The 17,658-nt window shown below is 70.1% G+C and carries 15 protein-coding genes; 14 read left to right on the top strand and 1 reads right to left on the bottom strand.

The genetic code is table 11. The features are described from left to right. From AB0305_RS19575 to galK, 11 genes are all read left to right on the top strand, one after another. A partial coding sequence (locus AB0305_RS19575) for an excalibur calcium-binding domain-containing protein (protein ID WP_366173713.1) occupies window positions 1-141 on the top strand: 141 nt, incomplete at its 5' end. Window positions 142-214: 73 nt separating this feature from the next. After that, window positions 215-1,411 (top strand): FAD-dependent oxidoreductase, encoded by a 1,197-nt coding sequence (locus AB0305_RS19570; protein WP_364134568.1) that lies wholly within the window; start codon window positions 215-217, stop codon window positions 1,409-1,411. Window positions 1,412-1,415: 4 nt separating this feature from the next. Further along, entirely contained in the window at window positions 1,416-2,288 is an 873-nt protein-coding gene (locus AB0305_RS19565; protein WP_364134571.1) for an RNA polymerase sigma-70 factor, read from the top strand. Window positions 2,289-2,459: 171 nt separating this feature from the next. Then, on the top strand, window positions 2,460-3,776 hold the full coding sequence (locus AB0305_RS19560) for an ABC transporter substrate-binding protein (RefSeq protein ID WP_364134574.1): 1,317 nt from the start codon (window positions 2,460-2,462) through the stop codon (window positions 3,774-3,776). Window positions 3,777-3,817: 41 nt separating this feature from the next. Then, complete coding sequence (locus AB0305_RS19555; RefSeq protein WP_290256444.1) at window positions 3,818-4,771, top strand: sugar ABC transporter permease; 954 nt, start codon at window positions 3,818-3,820, stop codon at window positions 4,769-4,771. Continuing rightward, entirely contained in the window at window positions 4,768-5,715 is a 948-nt protein-coding gene (locus tag AB0305_RS19550) for a carbohydrate ABC transporter permease (RefSeq protein ID WP_364134578.1), read from the top strand. Before AB0305_RS19555 ends, AB0305_RS19550 begins: the two co-directional genes overlap by 4 nt. A gap of 2 nt (window positions 5,716-5,717) precedes the next feature. After that, window positions 5,718-7,790, top strand: coding sequence for a beta-galactosidase (locus tag AB0305_RS19545; protein WP_364134581.1), 2,073 nt, complete (start codon window positions 5,718-5,720; stop codon window positions 7,788-7,790). 47 nt (window positions 7,791-7,837) lie between these two features. Then, window positions 7,838-8,632: a DeoR/GlpR family DNA-binding transcription regulator gene (locus AB0305_RS19540; protein ID WP_290256447.1), complete on the top strand. Its 795-nt coding sequence runs from the start codon at window positions 7,838-7,840 to the stop codon at window positions 8,630-8,632. Window positions 8,633-8,717: 85 nt separating this feature from the next. Further along, on the top strand, window positions 8,718-10,949 hold the full coding sequence (locus AB0305_RS19535) for an alpha-galactosidase (protein WP_364134702.1): 2,232 nt from the start codon (window positions 8,718-8,720) through the stop codon (window positions 10,947-10,949). Window position 10,950: 1 nt separating this feature from the next. Further along, a complete protein-coding gene (galT, locus tag AB0305_RS19530; RefSeq protein WP_364134585.1) occupies window positions 10,951-12,081 on the top strand; it encodes a galactose-1-phosphate uridylyltransferase in 1,131 nt (376 codons plus the stop codon). A gap of 18 nt (window positions 12,082-12,099) precedes the next feature. Beyond that, on the top strand, window positions 12,100-13,290 hold the full coding sequence (galK, locus tag AB0305_RS19525) for a galactokinase (protein WP_364134588.1): 1,191 nt from the start codon (window positions 12,100-12,102) through the stop codon (window positions 13,288-13,290). Between the two features lie 2 nt (window positions 13,291-13,292). Here galK and AB0305_RS19520 read toward each other — a convergent pair whose 3' ends face one another. Beyond that, window positions 13,293-14,282 carry an LLM class flavin-dependent oxidoreductase gene (locus tag AB0305_RS19520; protein ID WP_364134591.1) on the bottom strand — a complete coding sequence of 330 codons (990 nt, stop codon included), beginning with the start codon at window positions 14,280-14,282 and terminating at the stop codon, window positions 13,293-13,295. Between the two features lie 180 nt (window positions 14,283-14,462). Here AB0305_RS19520 and AB0305_RS19515 point away from each other — a divergent pair, with 180 nt between their 5' ends. The 3 genes from AB0305_RS19515 to AB0305_RS19505 all read left to right on the top strand — a co-directional run. Continuing rightward, the gene (locus tag AB0305_RS19515; protein WP_290256451.1) at window positions 14,463-15,332 is read left to right on the top strand and encodes an aldo/keto reductase; all 870 of its coding nucleotides are present in this window, start codon (window positions 14,463-14,465) and stop codon (window positions 15,330-15,332) included. Between the two features lie 60 nt (window positions 15,333-15,392). Continuing rightward, window positions 15,393-16,100: a type 1 glutamine amidotransferase domain-containing protein gene (locus AB0305_RS19510; protein WP_364134594.1), complete on the top strand. Its 708-nt coding sequence runs from the start codon at window positions 15,393-15,395 to the stop codon at window positions 16,098-16,100. 49 nt (window positions 16,101-16,149) lie between these two features. Then, the coding region (locus AB0305_RS19505; RefSeq protein ID WP_366173708.1) for a helicase HerA-like domain-containing protein at window positions 16,150-17,658 on the top strand (1,509 nt) is incomplete at its 3' end.

Raw genomic sequence — 17,658 nt, 5'->3', positions numbered from 1 at the left:
GTCGTCCCCGCGGCCCCCGCCGCCGCATACTACGCCAACTGCGCGGCCGTGCGGGCCGCCGGCGCCGCTCCCCTCCGCCGCGGCCAGCCGGGGTACAGCAGCAAGCTGGACCGCGACGGCGACGGCATCGCCTGCGAATAACCGCCCGGCTGTCACACCCGGGGCGCCGGCGGTGTCTGGTGTGTAACAACGGTTCTTCGGACAGGAGTTAGACATGGCAGCACAGCGCGTTCTCATCCTCGGGGCCGGCTACGCCGGCGTCATGGCCGCCAACCGGCTCGCCGGCCGCTCCCCGGCGGCGCGGGTCACCGTGGTCAACCCGGCGGCGGACTTCATCGAGCGGATCCGGCTCCACCAGGTGGCCGCCGGGGCCAGGGCCTCGGCCGCCGTTCCGCTCGGGTCCCTCCTGAACCCGGCGGTGGAACTGACAGTCGACAGTGTGGTGCGGATCGACCCGGCCCGGCGGCTGGTACACCTCGCCGGCAGCCCGGCTCCCCTGGCCTACGACGCGCTGCTGTACGCCGTCGGCAGCGGCCACGCCCCGGCCGCACCCGGCACCGGGGACGACGCCGGCTGCGGCTTCGGTGTCCAGGACGCCCCTTCGGCCGCCCGGCTCCGGTCCCGGCTGCGCAGTCTGGCCCCCGGCAGCACCGTCAGCGTGGTGGGTGCCGGGCTGACCGGGCTCGAGCTGGTGACCGAAATCGCCGAAAGCCACCGGCACCTGCGCCTGCGCCTGCGCCTGATGACCCGCGGGGTGGTGGGCGGGGACCTGACGCCCTCCGGCGCGCGTGCGGTCCGGGCCCGGCTGGCCCGGCTCGACGTCGAGGTGGTGGAGAATACCGACGTGCGGTCCTGCGACGAGTCCACCCTCACCACCTCCGCCGGCGCGGTCCTGCCCTCGGCCTGCACCGTCCGGGCGGCCGGCTTCGCGGTGCCGCCCCTGGCGAGGGACAGCGGCCTGCCCACCGACCCGCACGGCCGGCTCCTGGTTGATTCCTCCCTCGCCTGCCCGGACCACCCGGGCATCTTCGGCGCCGGCGACGCCGCCAAGGTCGCCGGTCCGGAGGGCCTGCACCTACGGATGAGCTGCGCGTCGGCGCTGCCGCTGGGCGCCCAGGCCGCCGACGGCATCGCCGCCCACCTCGACGGCGGCGGGCCCTCCCCGGCGTCCGCCGGCTACCTGCTCCGCTGCATCAGCCTGGGCCGCGGCGCCGGCCTCATCCAGCCCGTCACCGCCGGGGACCACCCCCGCGGTCCGGTGCTCCGCGGCCCGCTGGCCGCGCTGGCCAAGGAACAGGTGTGCCGGATGACGGTGTCCTGGCTCCGGGTCGAGTCCCGCCGGCCCGGCTCCTTCAGCTGGCCCCGCGGGCCGAAGGCGGCGCTGCCCGAACACACCGCCGGGGTGCGGTAACGCCATGGACAGCCACCGGACCTTCGCCGAATACCGCCCGCTGCTGTTCACCATCGCCTACGAGATCACCGGTACGGCCGCGGACGCCGAGGACGTACTCCAGGAGAGCTACCTGAAGTGGTCCGCCGTGGATCCGGACGGCATCGACAACCCCCGGGCGTACCTGGCCACCATCGTCACCCGCCAGGCGCTGAACGCCCTGCGGAGCGCGCGGCGGCGCGAGGACTATGTCGGACCGTGGCTGCCGGAGCCGGTGGCCACCCTCCCGGATGTCGCGGACGACGCGGTCCTCGCCGACTCGCTCTCCTTCGCCATGCTCGTGGTGCTTGAAAGCCTCTCCCCGGACCAGCGGGCCGCCTTCATCCTCCGGGAGGTCTTCGACACTCCTTACGAGGAGATCGCCGGGGCGACGGGCAAGACGCCGGCCGCGGTCCGCCAATTGGTCCACCGCGCCAAGGAACACGTGGCCCGGCGCACCCCGCGCTACGACGTCGATGCCCGGGACCGGAAGGACGTCACTGACCGCTTCATCGCCGCCGCGATGGGCGGCGACGTGCAGGCCCTCATGGACGTCCTGGCCCCCGGCGCCGTCCTGCTCTCCGACGGCGGGGGCAAGGTCTCGGCCGCCCGCCGCCCGGTGGTGGGCGCGGAAAACATTGCCCGCTTCCTGCTCGGCCTCGCAGGCAAGCCGCTCCCGGACATGCGGGTGGAGCCCGCACTCCTGAACGCGATGCCCGCGATCGTCATCTCCAGCGGCGGCCGCGCGGACCTCGCCGTCGTGATCGAGGTCAACGGCGGGCACGTCACCGGGCTGTATTTGGTGCGCAATCCGGACAAGCTCGGCGCCGTCGCGTCGGTCCGGCACCTCGGCCGCTAACCCGGTAGCGCACCCTTCACCGTCCCGTGCTTACTCCGGGCGGACCTTCAGCATGTTCCCAGCGCGTAACAAAATGTGCTTTTTTGCCTGTTGACGTTCTTTATTGTGCGATTATGATGAATAATCATGTGAGCTGCTTCACACCACCCGCACTGTTTCAAAGGAGAAATCATGACCATGCACGAAGACGCTCTGCGCCGGGCCTCCAGCCAGGGCGGGTGGGACCGCCGGACGCTGCTGAAGACGTTCGGTGCCGGCGCCGTCGCCTTCGCCGGGGTGCCCCTGCTCAGCGCCTGCACCGGCGGCAGCGGACCCGCCGCCAGCGGCAACAAGACGGTCACCTTCGGTTCCGGTTCGTCCGACGAGGTGCCCAAGGCCGCGTACAAGGCCGTCACCGACGCGTTCACCAAGAAGTCCGGCATCGCCGTCACCACCAACACGGTTCCGCACAACGACTTCCAGAACAAGATCAACACCTACCTGCAGGGCAGCCCGGACGACACCTTCACCTGGTTCGCCGGCTACCGCATGCAGTACTACGCCGGCAAGGGCCTGCTCGCCCCGATCGACGACGTCTGGGAGAAGATCGGCGGCAACTACTCGGACGCCATGAAGAAGGCGTCCACCGGCGCCGACGGCAAGATGTACTTCGTCCCGAACTACAACTACCCGTGGGGCTTCTTCTACCGGAAGAGCCTCTGGGCCGAGAAGGGCTACGAGGTCCCCACCACGTACGACGCCCTCCTGGCCCTGTGCAAGAAGATGCAGGCGGACGGGCTCATCCCGATCGAATTCGCCGACAAGGACGGCTGGCCGGCCATGGGCACCTTCGACTACCTGAACATGCGCCTGAACGGCTACCAGTTCCACATGGACCTGACCGCGCACAAGGAATCCTGGGACCAGAAGAAGGTCAGTGACGTCTTCGACACCTGGAAGGCCATGCTGCCGTTCCAGAACCCGAACGCCCTTGGCATGACCTGGCAGGACTCCGCCAAGAACCTGGGCGACAAGAAGTCCGGCATGTACCTGCTCGGCTCCTTCCTTACCCAGCAGTACACGGACAAGACCGTGGCCGCGGACATCGACTTCTTCCCCTTCCCGGAACTGGCGATGGAAGGCCGCGACGCCGTCGAAGCCCCCATCGACGGCCTCCTGCTCTCCAAGAAGGGCGGCCAGAACCAGTCGGCCAAGGACTTCCTCGCCTACCTCGGCACCCCCGAGGGCCAGGACGTCTACGCCTCCGTGGACAGCTCCAACATCGCCACGGCCAAGGGCTCGGACACCTCGAAGTTCACGCCGCTGACCAAGAAGATGGCGGACGTGATCACCAACGCCAAGAGCATCAGCCAGTTCTTCGACCGTGACGCGCTCCCGGCCATGGCGAACAACGTCATGATCCCCGCGCTGCAGTCCTTCATCAAGGACGGCACCGTGGACGTCAAGAACCTGGAAGCCCAGGCCAAGTCCCTCTACGCCGCGCAGTAGCGCTGCCAGGGCCCTTTCATCGGCACTAAGGAAATGTTCTTGTGAGTACACCATCCAAAACGAGCCCCGCCGGGGCACGGCGTCCAGCCGCTGCCCGGGCGGGGCGGGTCCGCCGCCTTTCCGGCCGCGACAAGTGGATCCTGGCCTTCATGGTGGGACTTCCCACCCTGATCCAGCTGGTTCTGGTCTGGATCCCCACGCTGCTTTCGGCGGCCCTGTCCTTCACCCGGTGGAACGGCCTGAGCCTGGACGACATCAAGCCGGCGGGCGTCAGCAACTACGACTTCATCGCCCAGAACTACCCGCCGTTCTGGCCGGCCGTGCAGCACAACGTGCTGTGGCTGGTGTTCCTGGCCGTGATCGCCACCCCGCTGGGGCTTCTGCTGGCCATCCTGCTGGACCAGAACATCCGCGGCACCAGGATCTACCAGAGCATCTTCTTCACCCCGGTGATGCTCTCCCTGGCCCTGATCGGCGTCATCTGGCAGCTGTTCTACAACCGGGACAACGGTCTGTTGAACTTCCTGCTCGGCACCGCCGGCACGCCCCAGGCCGTCGACTGGTTCGGTGACTCCGGCGTGAACATCTGGGCCGCGCTGATCGCCGCGACCTGGCGCCACGCCGGCTACGTCATGATCCTCTACCTGGCCGGCCTCAAGGGTGTGGACCCCACGCTCCGCGAGGCGGCCCAGATCGACGGCGCCAACGCCGTGCAGACCTTCTTCCGGGTCATCTTCCCGGCGATGCGTCCGGTCAACGTCATCATCATCGTCATCACCGTGATCGAATCCCTCCGGGCCTTCGACATCGTCTACGTCATCAACCGCGGTACCAACGGCCTGGAACTGATCAGCGCCCTGGTGATCCAGAACCTCGTCGGCGAGGGCCAGGTGATCGGCGTCGGCTCGGCCCTGGCCGTCATCCTGCTGGTCATCTCGCTGGTACCCATCACGTTCTACCTGTCCCGGGCCTTTGGAAAGGACAAAGAGGCATGAGCATCGCACAGCCTACGGACGCACGCCCGGCGGGCCGGGCACCGTCACGGCGCGGCGCCGCCGCCGGAACCGGGAGCCAGAGCGCCGGCAAGCGCAACAAGCCCCGCTTCGGCCTCCACATCTTCCTGAGCGTGCTCGCGGTGATGTGGCTGATCCCCCTGGCCTGGACCGTCTTCACCGCACTCCGGCCGAAGGCGGACACGGACAAGTACGGCTACTTCAGCTTCGGCGGGTCCTTCAACTTCGACAACTTCGTCCAGGCCTGGACCCAGGGCGGCTTCGCCCAGTACGCCTGGAACTCGGCCCTGATCACCATCCCCTCCGTCATCCTGGTGCTCTTCTTCGCCTCCATGATGGCGTTCGCGGTCAGCCGGGTCAGCTGGAAATTCAACGTCACCCTGCTGATCATGTTCACCGCCGGCAACCTGCTCCCCCCGCAGGTCCTCGCCGCCCCGCTGTTCGAGATGTTCAAGCTCCTCCCGCTGCCCTACAGCGTCAGCGACTCCGGCAGCCTGCTCAACACCTACATCAGCGTGATCGCCGTGGACACCGCCTTCCAGATCGGCTTCGTGACCTTCGTGCTCTCGAACTACATGAAGGCCCTCTCCCCGGAACTGACCGAGGCCGCCCTGGTGGACGGCGCCGGCATCTGGCGCCAGTACTGGGAAATCATCCTCCCGCTGTGCCGGCCGGCCCTGGCCGCCATGGGCACTCTGGAAGTCATCTTCATCTACAACGACTTCTTCTGGCCGCTGCTGTTCCTGCAGAGCGGTGACCGGCTGCCCCTGACCACCGCCGTGAACAACCTGCAGGGCCAGTTCCTCTCCAACTACAACCTCATCGCCGCCGGCGCCATGATCACTGCCATCCCCGCCCTGGTGATCTACCTCCTGCTCCAGCGGCACTTCGTAGCCGGCCTGACCCTCGGCTCCAGCAAAGGATAATTGTGGACAAAAGCACCAAGCCCCCCAGGGCCTCGATGGACTACATCACCGCCCGCCTCGGCTCCGAGGGCGCCCCGCAGCTGGCCTTCGGCGGCGACTACAACCCGGAGCAGTGGCCGGAGGAGACCTGGGCCGAGGACGTCGCCCTGATGCGCGAGGCCGGCGTGAACCTGGTCAGCGTCGGCATCTTCAGCTGGTCCCTGCTGGAGCCCTCCGAGGGCGAGTACGAGTTCGGCTGGCTGGACCGGGTCCTGGACCTGCTGCACGAGAACGGCATCCGGGTGGACCTGGCCAACGCCACTGCCTCCCCGCCGCCGTGGTTCAGCCACAAATACCCGGAGTCCCTGCCCGTGACGGCCGACGGCGTGCGGCACAGCTACGGTTCCCGGCAGGCGTTCGCCGCCTCCAGCCCGGACTACCGCCGCGCCGCCGCCGCCCTGACCGAGCAGATCGCCACCCGTTACAAGGACCACCCCGCCGTCGTCATGTGGCACGTGCACAACGAGTACGGCTGCCACAACCAGCCCGACTACTCCGACGGCGCCGCCGCCGGTTTCAGGGTCTGGCTGAAGAACCGCTACGGCACCCTGGACGGGCTCAACGCCGCCTGGGGCACCGCGTTCTGGTCCCAGCGCTATTACGACTGGGAGGAGATCCTGCCGCCGCGTACCTCCGGGACCTGGGTCAACCCCACCCAGCAGCTGGACTTCGCCCGGTACTCCTCCGACGAACTGCTCGAGTGCTACAAGGCCGAGGCGGAGATCATCCGCTCCCACTCGGAGCACCCGGTCACCACCAACTTCATGGGCTTCAACATGGGCCTGCACCAGCCGGTGGACTACTGGCGCTGGTCCGAGCAGATGGACGTGGTCTCCAACGACCACTACCTGATCGCCGAAGACCTGCGGAACTACCAGGAGCTCGCGGCGACGGCGGACCTCACCCGCGGCTGGGCGCAAGGCAAGCCCTGGCTGCTGATGGAACACTCGACGTCGGCGGTCAACTGGCAGCCGCGCAACATCGCCAAGGCGCCCGGAGAAATGCTGCGCAACTCGATGCAGCACGTGGCCCGCGGCTCCGACGGCGCCCTGTTCTTCCAGTGGCGCGCCTCCCGCGCCGGGGCCGAAAAGTTCCACTCCGGCCTGCTACCGCACGCCGGGACGGAGACCAAGGTCTGGCGCGAGGTGGTCCGGCTCGGCCAGGCCCTGCGCAGCCTGGCCGAGATCGCCGGCTCCACCGTCACCGGAGCCTCCGGCCGGGTGGACGTCGCGATCGTGCACGACACCGACGCCCGCTGGGCCTCGGAACTCGACTCGCACCCCAGCGTGGACGCCTCCAACATCGCCGAGACCCGCCGCTGGCACGACGCCTTCTACCGGGTCGGGATCCCCACCGACTTCGTCCGCAGCACCGACGACCTCTCCGGCTACCGGCTGGTCATCGCCCCTATGCAGTACCTCATCACCGACGAGGGCGCCGCCAACCTGGACGGCTTCGTCCGCGCCGGCGGCCACCTGGTGGTGTCCTACTTCTCCGGTATCGTGGACGAAAATGACCACATCAGGCTTGGCGGCTACCCCGGCGCGTTCCGCGAACTGCTCGGCGTGCAGATGGAGGAATTCTTCCCGCTCCGCGCCGGCGAGAGCGTCCCGCTCAGCCGCTTCGGCGCCGGCACGTACTGGAACGAACTGGGCCACGCCACCACCGCCGACGTACTCTCCGCCGTCGCCCACGGCCCGGCGGCCGGATCCCCCGCGGTGACCCGCAACGTCGCCGGCAAGGGACGGGCCTACTACGCCGCCACCACCCTTACCCCCGAGGGGCTGCGGGAACTGCTCGCCGTCGTCTGCCCCGACGCCGGCGTCGCTCCCCTGGTCCCGGACCTCCCGGCCGACGTCGAGGTGGTCCGCCGGGCCAAGGACGGCACGCACTGGACGTTCTGCATCAACCACTCTGACCGGGACGTGCACCTGCCGCTGGAAGGCTACGACGTCCTGGCCGACGCCGGGCTCGACGGCGGCCTGGGGCTCCCGGCCGGAGGCGTCGCCGTCGTCCGTTCCACCTCCCGGCAGTAGCCGCACCCGCCGGCCACTTCACCCGACAACGCATAGAAGGACTCCCGATGCTCGCCGCAGCCCGTCACTCAGCCATCCTCGCCGAGGTTCAGCGCGAGCGGATCGTCCGCGTCGCGGACCTCGCCAAGATGCTGGGCGTCTCGCTGATGACGGTGCGGCGGGACATCGAGGCCCTCGACGCGGCCGGCGCGGTGGAGAAGATCCACGGCGGCGCGAAGCTCCCCGGCGGGGCCAGCACCCACGAGCCGGGTTTCGAGCTGAAAATGACCCAGCTCAAGGACGAAAAGATGGCCATCGCCCAGGAGGCGGCGGCCCAGGTCCGGGAGGGGATGGCGGTGGGCCTCAGCGCCGGCACCACCACCTGGGCGCTGGCGCAGCTGCTCACGGCCGGGCCGCAGATCACCCTGGTGACCAATTCGGTGCGGATCGCGGACACGTTCCACCAGAGTTCCTCCCCGTCCACGGTGATCCTCACCGGGGGCCAGCGCACCCCCTCGGACGCCCTGGTGGGGCCGCTGGCCACTTCCTCGCTCCGGCAGCTGCACCTGGACGTGCTCTTCCTGGGCGTCCACGGGGTGGACCCGGATGCCGGGTTCACCACGCCGAATGTGCTGGAAGCCGAAACGGACCGGGCCTTCGTGGCCGCGGCCCGGCGGGTGGTGGTCCTGGCCGACCACACCAAGTGGGGCACCCTGGGCATCAGCACCATTGCCGCCCTCGAGGACGCCGACGAACTGATCAGCGACGACCTCCTGGGCATCGAGGCCCGGCGCATCCTCGGCGAGCGCGTGGGCCGGTTGCGGCTGGCCCCCACGCACACCGCCGGCGCGGCCACCGGCTGAGCCGCTCCCCCCATCCCCTACCCGACGCCCTCCCCCTAAATCCCCGAACCTGACGACGCCTGGAGCTGCAGTGAACAACCCGGACCTGAACCTTGCCCCGGAGAGCCGGACCCCGGCCACTCCGGCGGCGCCCGCGCCGCTGTACCTGCGCCGCTCCGGCACCGCCCTGCTGCTGGACTTCCGCACCGGCGAGCCTGCCCTGCTGCACTTCGGCGCGGACCTCGGCCCTGAGCTGCCGGACCTGACGCTCCTGACGGACCCGGTGCCGCACTCGGCCCTGGACGTGCCGGTGACCCTGGGCCTGGTCCCGCAGGCCTCCTCCGGCTGGCGCGGCCGGCCCGGCCTGCGCGGCCACCGCGGGGGCACCGCGTTCTCGCCCCGGCTGCGGCTGGTCTCCGTGGACGCCGGCCCCGGCGACGACGCCTCCGCGGTCCTCACCCAGGCCGACCCGGACGCAGGAATCACCGTGCGCACCGAACTCCGGCTCAACGACGGCGGGCTGCTGCAGCTGCGCCACACCCTGGTCAACGACGGCGGCTCCCCCTACACCGTGGAGGAACTTGCCGCGGTGCTGCCCGTGGGCCGCGCGGCCGCGGAGGTCCTGGACCTCACCGGCCGCTGGTGCCGGGAATCCCACCCGCAGCGGCTCCCCCTGCACCAGGGCACCTGGGTCCGCTCCGGCCGGCACGGCCGCACCGGCCACGACGCCTCGCTGCTCCTGGCCGCCGGCACCCCCGGCTTCGGCTACCGGCACGGGCAGGTCTGGGCCGTGCACCTGGGCTGGAGCGGCAACCACGAGAGCTTCGTGGACACCACCGGCGACGGCCGCACCGTGATCGGCGCCTCCGAGCTCCTCGGATCGTCCGAGGTCACCCTCGCCCCGGGTGAGAGCTACGAGACCCCGTGGTTGTTCGCCGCCTACTCCGACGCCGGCCTGGACGGCATCACCGCCGCGTTCTACGCCTGGTTCCGCGCCCGCCCGCACCACCCCACCGCCGGCAAGCCCCGGCCCGTGGTGCTCAACGTCTGGGAGGCCGTCTACTTCGACCACCGGCTGCCGGCCCTGCTGGACCTTGCCGCCACCGCCGCCGCGCTCGGCGTGGAACGCTACGTCCTCGACGACGGCTGGTTCCGCGGCCGCCGGAACGACACCGCGGGCCTTGGCGACTGGTACGTGGACGAGGATCTCTGGCCGGACGGGCTGACCCCGCTGATCGACGCCGTCACCGGACACGGCATGGAATTTGGTCTCTGGGTGGAACCGGAAATGGTCAACGAGGACTCTGACCTGGCCCGCGCGCACGCCGACTGGATCGCCGGACCCGCCACCGGCGGTTCCGGAAACGGTCCGGCCGGCCGGCTGCCCGAGCGCTGGCGGCACCAGCAGGTCCTGGACCTGGTGAACCCCGAGGCTTGGCAGTACATCTACGACCGGCTCCACGCCCTGCTGAGCGGGAACCGGATCAGTTACCTCAAGTGGGACCAGAACCGGGACCTGACCGAGATGGGACACGACGGCCGGCCCTCCGTCCACGCCCAGACCCGCGCGGTCTACCGGCTGCTGGACGCCCTGCGCGCGGCCCACCCGGATGTGGAGATCGAAAGCTGCTCCTCCGGCGGCGCCCGCGTGGACCTGGGCATCCTGGAACGCACCGACCGGGTCTGGGGATCGGACTGCAACGACGCCCTGGAGCGCCAGACCATCCAGCGCTGGACCGGGATGGTGGTCCCGCCCGAGCTGGTGGGCTCCCACATCGGTCCCACCCGCAGCCACACCACGGCCCGCACCCACGACCTGTCCTTCCGCGCGGTCACCGCCATGTTCGGCCACTTCGGCCTGGAATGGGACATCCGGCACCTCGCAACCGCCGAGCGGGACGAACTGGCCGGGGCGATCGCCCTGTTCAAGGAGTACCGGGGGCTGCTGCACAGCGGCCGGATGGTCCGGGCGGACGAACCGGACCCGGCGCTGCGGCTGCACGGGGTGGTGGCGCACGACGGCGGGGAGGCCCTGTTCGCCTTGGTGTCCGTGGCCACCTCGTTCGCCGAGACCCCCGGCCGGGTGTGCCTGCCGGGCCTGGACCCGGACACCCGGTACCGGGTCGAGGCGGTCTACCCCGCCGCGACTGACCGCGGCGCCTACCTCCAGACCGCACCGCCGGGCTGGCTGGCCGGCGGCGTGGAGGCCGCCGGACGTTTCCTGGCCGGATCGGGCCTGCCGATGCCGGTCCTGAACCCGGAGCACGGCGTGCTCCTGTCCGTCCGCCGGGCCGGCGGCGGCGCACCCCACAGCGGCACCCCGGTAAGGAACTCCTAGCATGGAACAGATCACCAAACGCGCCTACAAGCTCTCCGACGGGCGGGACCTGATCTACTTCGACGACGCGGACACCACGCTGCCGCCGGACCGCGGCCCGGACCTGCGCGAACCCATGGACCGGCCGGAAACCGCCGCCATGCGACAGGACGTGCTGACCGGCGAGTGGATCTCCATCGCGGCGGCCCGGCAGAACCGCGTGGTCCTGCCGCCCACCCACCGGGACCCGCTGGCCCCGGCGTCGCGGGACAACCCCTCCGAGATCCCCAGCCGCTACGACGTCGCCGTCTTCGAGAACAAGTCCCCCTCCTTCGGCCCGGCCCTCACCGGCCCGGACGCCCCCGAAGGGCTGGAGGACCTGGCCCGGATCGGCCTGGGCCGCAGCCGGCAGGCGGTGGGCCGCTGCGAGGTGGTCTGCTTCTCCCCCGAGCACACCGGGTCCCTCGCCCGCCTGTCCCGGTCCCGGATGCGGACCGTGGTGGAAGCCTGGGCGGACCGCACCTCCGCGCTCTCCGCGCTCCCCGGCGTCGAACAGGTCTTCCCGTTCGAAAACCGCGGCGAGGCGATCGGCGTGACCCTGCACCACCCGCACGGCCAGATCTACGCCTACCCGTACATCACCCCCCGCACCTCCCAGCTGATCCGCACCCTGGCGGACTACGAGGGCTCCCTCTTCGAGGACATCCTCGCCTTCGAACAGAACTCCGAGCGGGTGCTGCTGCAGGGTGAGCACTGGACGGCGTTCGTGCCGTTCGCGGCGCGCTGGCCCTTGGAGGTCCACATCCTCCCGCACCGGCACGTCCCCGACCTCGCCGCCACCACCGATGCCGAACGCGACGAATTCGCCGGCCTCTACGGGCGGCTGCTGCGCGGCGTCGATGCCCTGTACGACACGCCAACCCCGTACATTTCGGCGTGGCACCAGGCCCCGGTCAACGCCCACCGGGACGACATCCGGCTGATGCTGCAACTGACCTCGCCCCGGCGGGAGAAGAACAAGCTGAAGTACCTGGCCGGGTCGGAGGCCGCCATGGGCGCGTTCATCGCTGACATCCCCCCGGAAACCGCCGCGGCCCGGCTGCGCGAGGCCATCGCCACCGCCGACGCCGCCACCGGCATCCCCACCACGTAGCAGGAAGAACCACCCGCCATGACTGAACTCTCCCAGCAGGGACGCGACTACTTCGCCGGCCAGTTCGGCCACCAACCCGAGGGGGTCTGGTCCGCCCCGGGCCGCGTGAACCTCATCGGCGAGCACACCGACTACAACGACGGCTTCGCCTTCCCCATCGCGATCGAGAAGCGCGCGGCCGTCGCCGCGTCCCGCCGGGAGGACCGGCGGCTGCGGGTGGCCAGCGACTCCTTCCCCGGCGTCGTCGACGTCGGACTCGACGGCCTGGACCCGGACGCGCTGCAGGGCTGGTCCGGCTACCCCCTTGGCGTCGCCTGGGCCATGGCGGAGGCGCTGCGGAGCGCAGGCCGCGACGTCGCGCAGCTGCCCGGCGTGGACCTTGCGCTCACCTCCGACGTTCCCGCCGGCGCCGGCCTCTCCTCCTCCGCCGCGGTCGAATGTTCCGTGGCACTGGCCCTGAACGAGCTCTGGGACGCGGGCCTGGACCGGCAGGAGCTCGCCCGGATCGGCCAGCTCGCGGAGAACCGCGTGGTCGGGGCACCCACCGGCATCATGGACCAGTCCGCCTCGCTGCTGGGCGAACCGGACCACGGCATCCTGCTGGACTGCCAGAGCCTGGTGACCGAGATCGTCCCGCTCGGGTTCGAGTCCGCCGGCGTGGGCCTGCTGGTCATCGACACCCGCACCAGCCACTCACACTCCGACGGCGGCTACGCCAGCCGCCGCCGCTCCTGCGAGGAGGGCGCGGAGGCGATGGGCGTACGCAGCCTGCGCGGCCTGGGTCCGGAAGACCTGCCCCGCGCCGAGGCCACCCTGGAGCCGGTGACGTTCCGCCGGGTCCGGCACATCATCACCGAGAACCAGCGGGTCCTGGACACGGTGGCCACCCTGCGCAGCCACGGCGCCGCCGCCATCGGCCCGTTCCTGAACGCCTCGCACGTCTCCATGCGGGACGACTTCGAGATCTCCACCCCGGAACTGGACCTAGCGGTCTCCACCGCCCAGTCCCTCGGGGCGATCGGCGCGCGGATGACCGGCGGCGGGTTCGGCGGGGCGGCCATCGCCCTGGTCCGGGACGCCGACGCCGAGACCGTCGCCCGCGGCGTGCTCGAGGCCTTCGACAAGGCGGGCTTCACCCACCCCCCGCACATCTTCCCGGTCACCGCGGCCGAGGGCGCCCGGCGCGAGCCGGCGTTCGAGGAGGCCTAGGGTTAGACCCGGGCCAGCCCGGCGACCTCGGCCAGCAGTTCAACGGACCGCAGCCGGTCCTCGACCCGGGGGCTCTGGTGCGCCACGATCAGCTCGTCGGCGTCGGCGTGCTTCGTGAAGCCGTCCAGGTACTCCATGACAGCGTCGGAGGTGCCGACGGCGGAGTACTTCATCATCTGTGCCATGTGCTGGCCCTGCGGGGAGTCCAGGATCATGTCCGCCTCATCGTCGCTAAAGACCCGGCCGTTGCCGAAGAACAGGGACACCCGGGCGCGTTTGGTGGCCTGGAGCATCTCCTGCGCGTCGGAGGCGGAGTCCGCGGCGATCACGTTCACGGCGGCGATCACGTGCGGGGCGTCCAGCTGCTCGGAGGGCCGGAACTCGCGGCGGTAGATGGCGACGGCGTCCTGCAGCGCGTTCGGCGCGAAGTGCGAGGCGAACGCATAGGGCAGGCCCAGCTGCGCGGCCAGGCGGGCGCCGAAGAGGGACGAGCCCAGGATGTACAGCGGGACGTTGGTGCCCTTGCCCGGGATGGCCTCCACGCCCTGGATCCGGCTGTTGCCGGTGAGGTAGCCCTGCAGCTCCAGCACGTCCTGCGGGAAGCTGTCGGCGCTCATCGGGTCGCGGCGCAGCGCCCGCATGGTGTTCTGGTCGCTGCCGGGGGCACGGCCCAGGCCCAGGTCGATCCGGCCCGGGTGCAGCGTCTCCAGGGTGCCGAACTGCTCGGCGATGGTCAGCGGAGAGTGGTTCGGCAGCATGACGCCGCCGGCGCCAAGCCGGATGCTCTTGGTCTGCGACGCCACATGGGCGATCAGGACGCTGGTCGCGGAGGAGGCGATCGTGGACATGTTGTGGTGCTCGGCGTACCAGATGCGGCGGTAGCCCAGCTCCTCGGCCCGCTGCGCCATGGCAACGCTGCCGGCGAAGCTCTCTGCCGCCGTCTGGCCCTTGCCGATGATTGCGAGGTCAAGGATGGAAAGCGGAACAGTCACGGAAAAGCCGGCCTTTCGTAGCGGAAAGTGTGGGAAGTGCGGTGTGAGGAATGCCGGGCCGTCCTGCGGCCGGGCGCCTACAGGTGGCAACGACGGCGGTGCCCGTCTTATTTCTGCCAATCTCCGTTGCGGCCGCCACACCGGCGGAATACTCAGCACCCTTACTGTGTTGGCCTTGCCATGAGCCACGAGACAACAGAGCACCAGGAAGTATCCGCCACGATCGACCTGCCGGGCGTCGGAACCGTGCACCGGCTCGGCTTCGGTGCCATGCGCATCGTCGGCGACGGCGTGTGGGGCGAGCCGGCCGACCGTGCCGCCGCCGTCGCCGTCGTCCGCCGCGCCGTCGAGCTCGGCGTCGACTTCATCGACACCGCCGACTCCTACGGCCCCAACATCAGCGAGGAAATCCTGGCCGAGGCTCTGCACCCGTACCCGGCGGGCCTGAAGATCGCCACGAAAGTGGGCTTCACGCGCACCGGGCCGGACCAGTGGATCCCCGTCGGCCGTCCGGAGTACCTGCGCCAGCAGACGGAACTGAGCCTGCGCAAGCTCAAGGTCGACGCCCTGGACCTGCTGCAGCTGCACCGGATCGACCCCAAGGTCGACGCCGAGGAGCAGTTCGGCGTGCTCCGCGAGCTGCTTGACGAGGGCAAGGTCAAGGCCCTGGGCCTGTCGCAGGTCAGCGTGGCCGAGCTGGAACAGGCCGGCAAGCACTTCACCGTTTCCACCGTGCAGAACCGTTACAACCTGACCGACCGCAGCTCCGAGGATGTCCTCGACTACGCCGGGGAGAAGGGCATCGGCTTCATTCCCTGGGCCCCCATCTCCGCCGGCGAACTCGCCCGGCCGGGCGGACCGCTGGACGAGGCCGCCAAGCGCCTCGGCGCCACCACCTCGCAGGTGGCCCTGGCCTGGCTGCTGCGCCGCTCCCCCGTGATGATGCCCATCCCCGGCACCGGTTCCGTCAAGCACCTCGAGGAAAACCTCGCGGCCGCCGGAGTCGTCCTCGATGACGCCACCTTCGCCGAGCTCAACGACGCCCGCTAGAGACCACCCTCCCCCTCATAACCCCACCGCCGGGTCCGCCCGGCAGAACAGGAGCACACCATGGCCAACATCCTGATGGTCGTATCCGCCGCCGATTCCCTCACCATGCGTGACGGCAGCCAGCACCCCACCGGTTTCTGGGCCGAGGAGCTCGTCGTCTCCCACCAGGAGCTGATCAAGGCCGGCCACACCGTCCACATCGCCACCCCCGGCGGCGCCAAGCCCACCGTGGACCAGGTCAGCCTGCAGGCGGACCAGGCCGGCGGCCAGGAGCGCGCGGACGGCTTCCGCTCCTACCTGGACAAGATCGACGGCGAGCTCTCCTCCCCGCTGGTGCTCGCCGACGTCGACCTCTCCGGCTACGACGCCGTGGTCATGCCCGGCGGCCACGGCCCGATGGCCGACCTGTACCAGGACGCCGCCCTCGGCAAGCTCCTGACCCAGGCCAACAACGACGGCAAGATCATCGCCCCGTTCTGCCACGGCCCCGCCGGCCTGCTCAGCGCGGTCGACGGCGACGGCACCTTCGCCTTCGCCGGCCGCCGCGTCACGGTCTTCACCAACGAGGAGGAACTCGGCGGCGGCACCGGCGAGAACACCCCGTGGTTCGTCGAGGACGAGCTCAAGAACAAGGGCGCCGTCGTGGACAACGGCGGAGCCTGGACCTCCCACGTGATCCGGGACGGCAACCTGATCAGCGGCCAGAACCCGCAGTCCAGCGCGGACGTGGCCCAGGAAGTCATCAAGGCGCTCACCGACGCAAAGTAATTCCGGCCGACGCCGGGTCCGGGCAACCGGACCCGGCTAAGCTAGCCGCATGGCGATCAAATCCACCGCAGATAAAGTAGCCACACTCCAAAAGGGATACACCCTGGAGGGTCCCACGATTGAGCTGGGAGCAGCGATCGTCGACGGCGAGCTGCACAAGGAAGCACCGGTCCGCCTGCCGCTGGCCATGATGAACCGGCACGGCCTGGTGGCCGGAGCCACCGGCACCGGCAAGACCGTGACACTGCACATGATGGCCGAACAGCTCTCCACCGCGGGGGTACCGGTGTTCCTCGCGGACATCAAGGGCGACCTCTCCGGCCTCGCCACCGCGGCCACCGGCTCCGAGAAACTCAAGGCCCGCACCGACAGCATCGGCCAGCCCTGGTCCGGTAAGACCTTCCCGGTGGAATTCCTCGCCCTCGGCGGCGACGGCGCCGGCGTGCCGGTCCGCGCCACGGTCACCTCCTTCGGCCCGATCCTGCTCTCCCGGATCATGGATTTGAACGAGACCCAGGAATCCAGCCTGCAGCTGGTGTTCCATTTCGCGGACAAGAACAACCTCGAACTCATCGACCTCAAGGACCTCCGCGCGGTCATCCAGTTCCTCACCTCTGACGAGGGCAAGGAAGCCCTCCAGGACCTCGGCGGGCTCTCCAAGGCCACGGCCGGCGTCATCCTCCGCGAACTGATCACCCTCGAGGCCCAGGGCATGGAGAAATTCTTCGGCGAGCCCGAGTTCAACACTGCCGAACTGCTCCGCACCGCCCCCGACGGCCGCGGCGTGGTCTCCTGCCTGGAGCTCCCCACCCTGCAGACCAAGCCGATGCTGTTCTCCACCTTCCTAATGTGGCTGCTGGCGGACCTGTTCGAGGACTTGCCCGAGGCCGGGGACCTGGACAAGCCGAAGCTGGTCTTCTTCCTCGACGAGGCGCACCTGCTCTTCAACGGCGCCTCCAAGGCCTTCCTCGACGCCATCACCACCACCGTGCGGCTGATCCGCTCCAAGGGCGTCGGCATCTTCTTCGTCACCCAGACCCCGAAGGATGTCCCCGCCGACGTCCTGGGCCAGCTCGCCAACCGGGTCCAGCACGCCCTGCGGGCCTTCACCCCGGAGGACGCGAAGGCCCTCAAGGCCACCGTCTCGACCTTCCCGGTCAGCGACTACGACCTGGAGGAGACTCTGACGACGGCGGGCATCGGCGAGGCCGTCATCACCGTCATGAACGAGAAGGGCGCACCCACCCCGGTGGCGCTGACCCGGCTGCGCGCCCCGGAATCCGTGATGGGTCCCAGCGAGCCCGCCCTGGTGGCCAGCACCGTGGCGGCCTCGTCGCTGCTGGCCGCGTATGGTACCGCCGTCGACAATGTTTCGGCCTACGAGAAGCTCTCCGGCAAGGCCGCCGCGCCCACCGGTCCGGCCGCCGGACCCGCCTCGGCGCCGGAGACCGGGGCTGCCCCGGCCGGCACGCCCACCGACGTCGACGCCGCCGCGCACCTTGGGCAGCAGCAGGGCGCGCAACTTGCCTTCCCAGTCCGGGTCACGCCAGAACACGTT

It is taken from the genome of Arthrobacter sp. NPDC080086 (genome assembly GCF_040702285.1).
This window is presented reverse-complemented; position numbering and strand designations above follow the sequence as displayed.

Excerpts from the sequence above, each read along its gene's own strand:
- AB0305_RS19570 (WP_364134568.1), top strand. The coding sequence starts at position 215 with ATGGCAGCACAGCGCGTTCTCATCCTCGGGGCCGGCTACGCCGGCGTC.
- AB0305_RS19565 (WP_364134571.1), top strand. The coding sequence starts at position 1,416 with ATGGACAGCCACCGGACCTTCGCCGAATACCGCCCGCTGCTGTTCACC.
- AB0305_RS19560 (WP_364134574.1), top strand. The coding sequence starts at position 2,460 with ATGACCATGCACGAAGACGCTCTGCGCCGGGCCTCCAGCCAGGGCGGG.
- AB0305_RS19550 (WP_364134578.1), top strand. The coding sequence starts at position 4,768 with ATGAGCATCGCACAGCCTACGGACGCACGCCCGGCGGGCCGGGCACCG.
- AB0305_RS19540 (WP_290256447.1), top strand. The coding sequence starts at position 7,838 with ATGCTCGCCGCAGCCCGTCACTCAGCCATCCTCGCCGAGGTTCAGCGC.
- galT (WP_364134585.1), top strand. The coding sequence starts at position 10,951 with ATGGAACAGATCACCAAACGCGCCTACAAGCTCTCCGACGGGCGGGAC.
- galK (WP_364134588.1), top strand. The coding sequence starts at position 12,100 with ATGACTGAACTCTCCCAGCAGGGACGCGACTACTTCGCCGGCCAGTTC.
- AB0305_RS19515 (WP_290256451.1), top strand. The coding sequence starts at position 14,463 with ATGAGCCACGAGACAACAGAGCACCAGGAAGTATCCGCCACGATCGAC.
- AB0305_RS19510 (WP_364134594.1), top strand. The coding sequence starts at position 15,393 with ATGGCCAACATCCTGATGGTCGTATCCGCCGCCGATTCCCTCACCATG.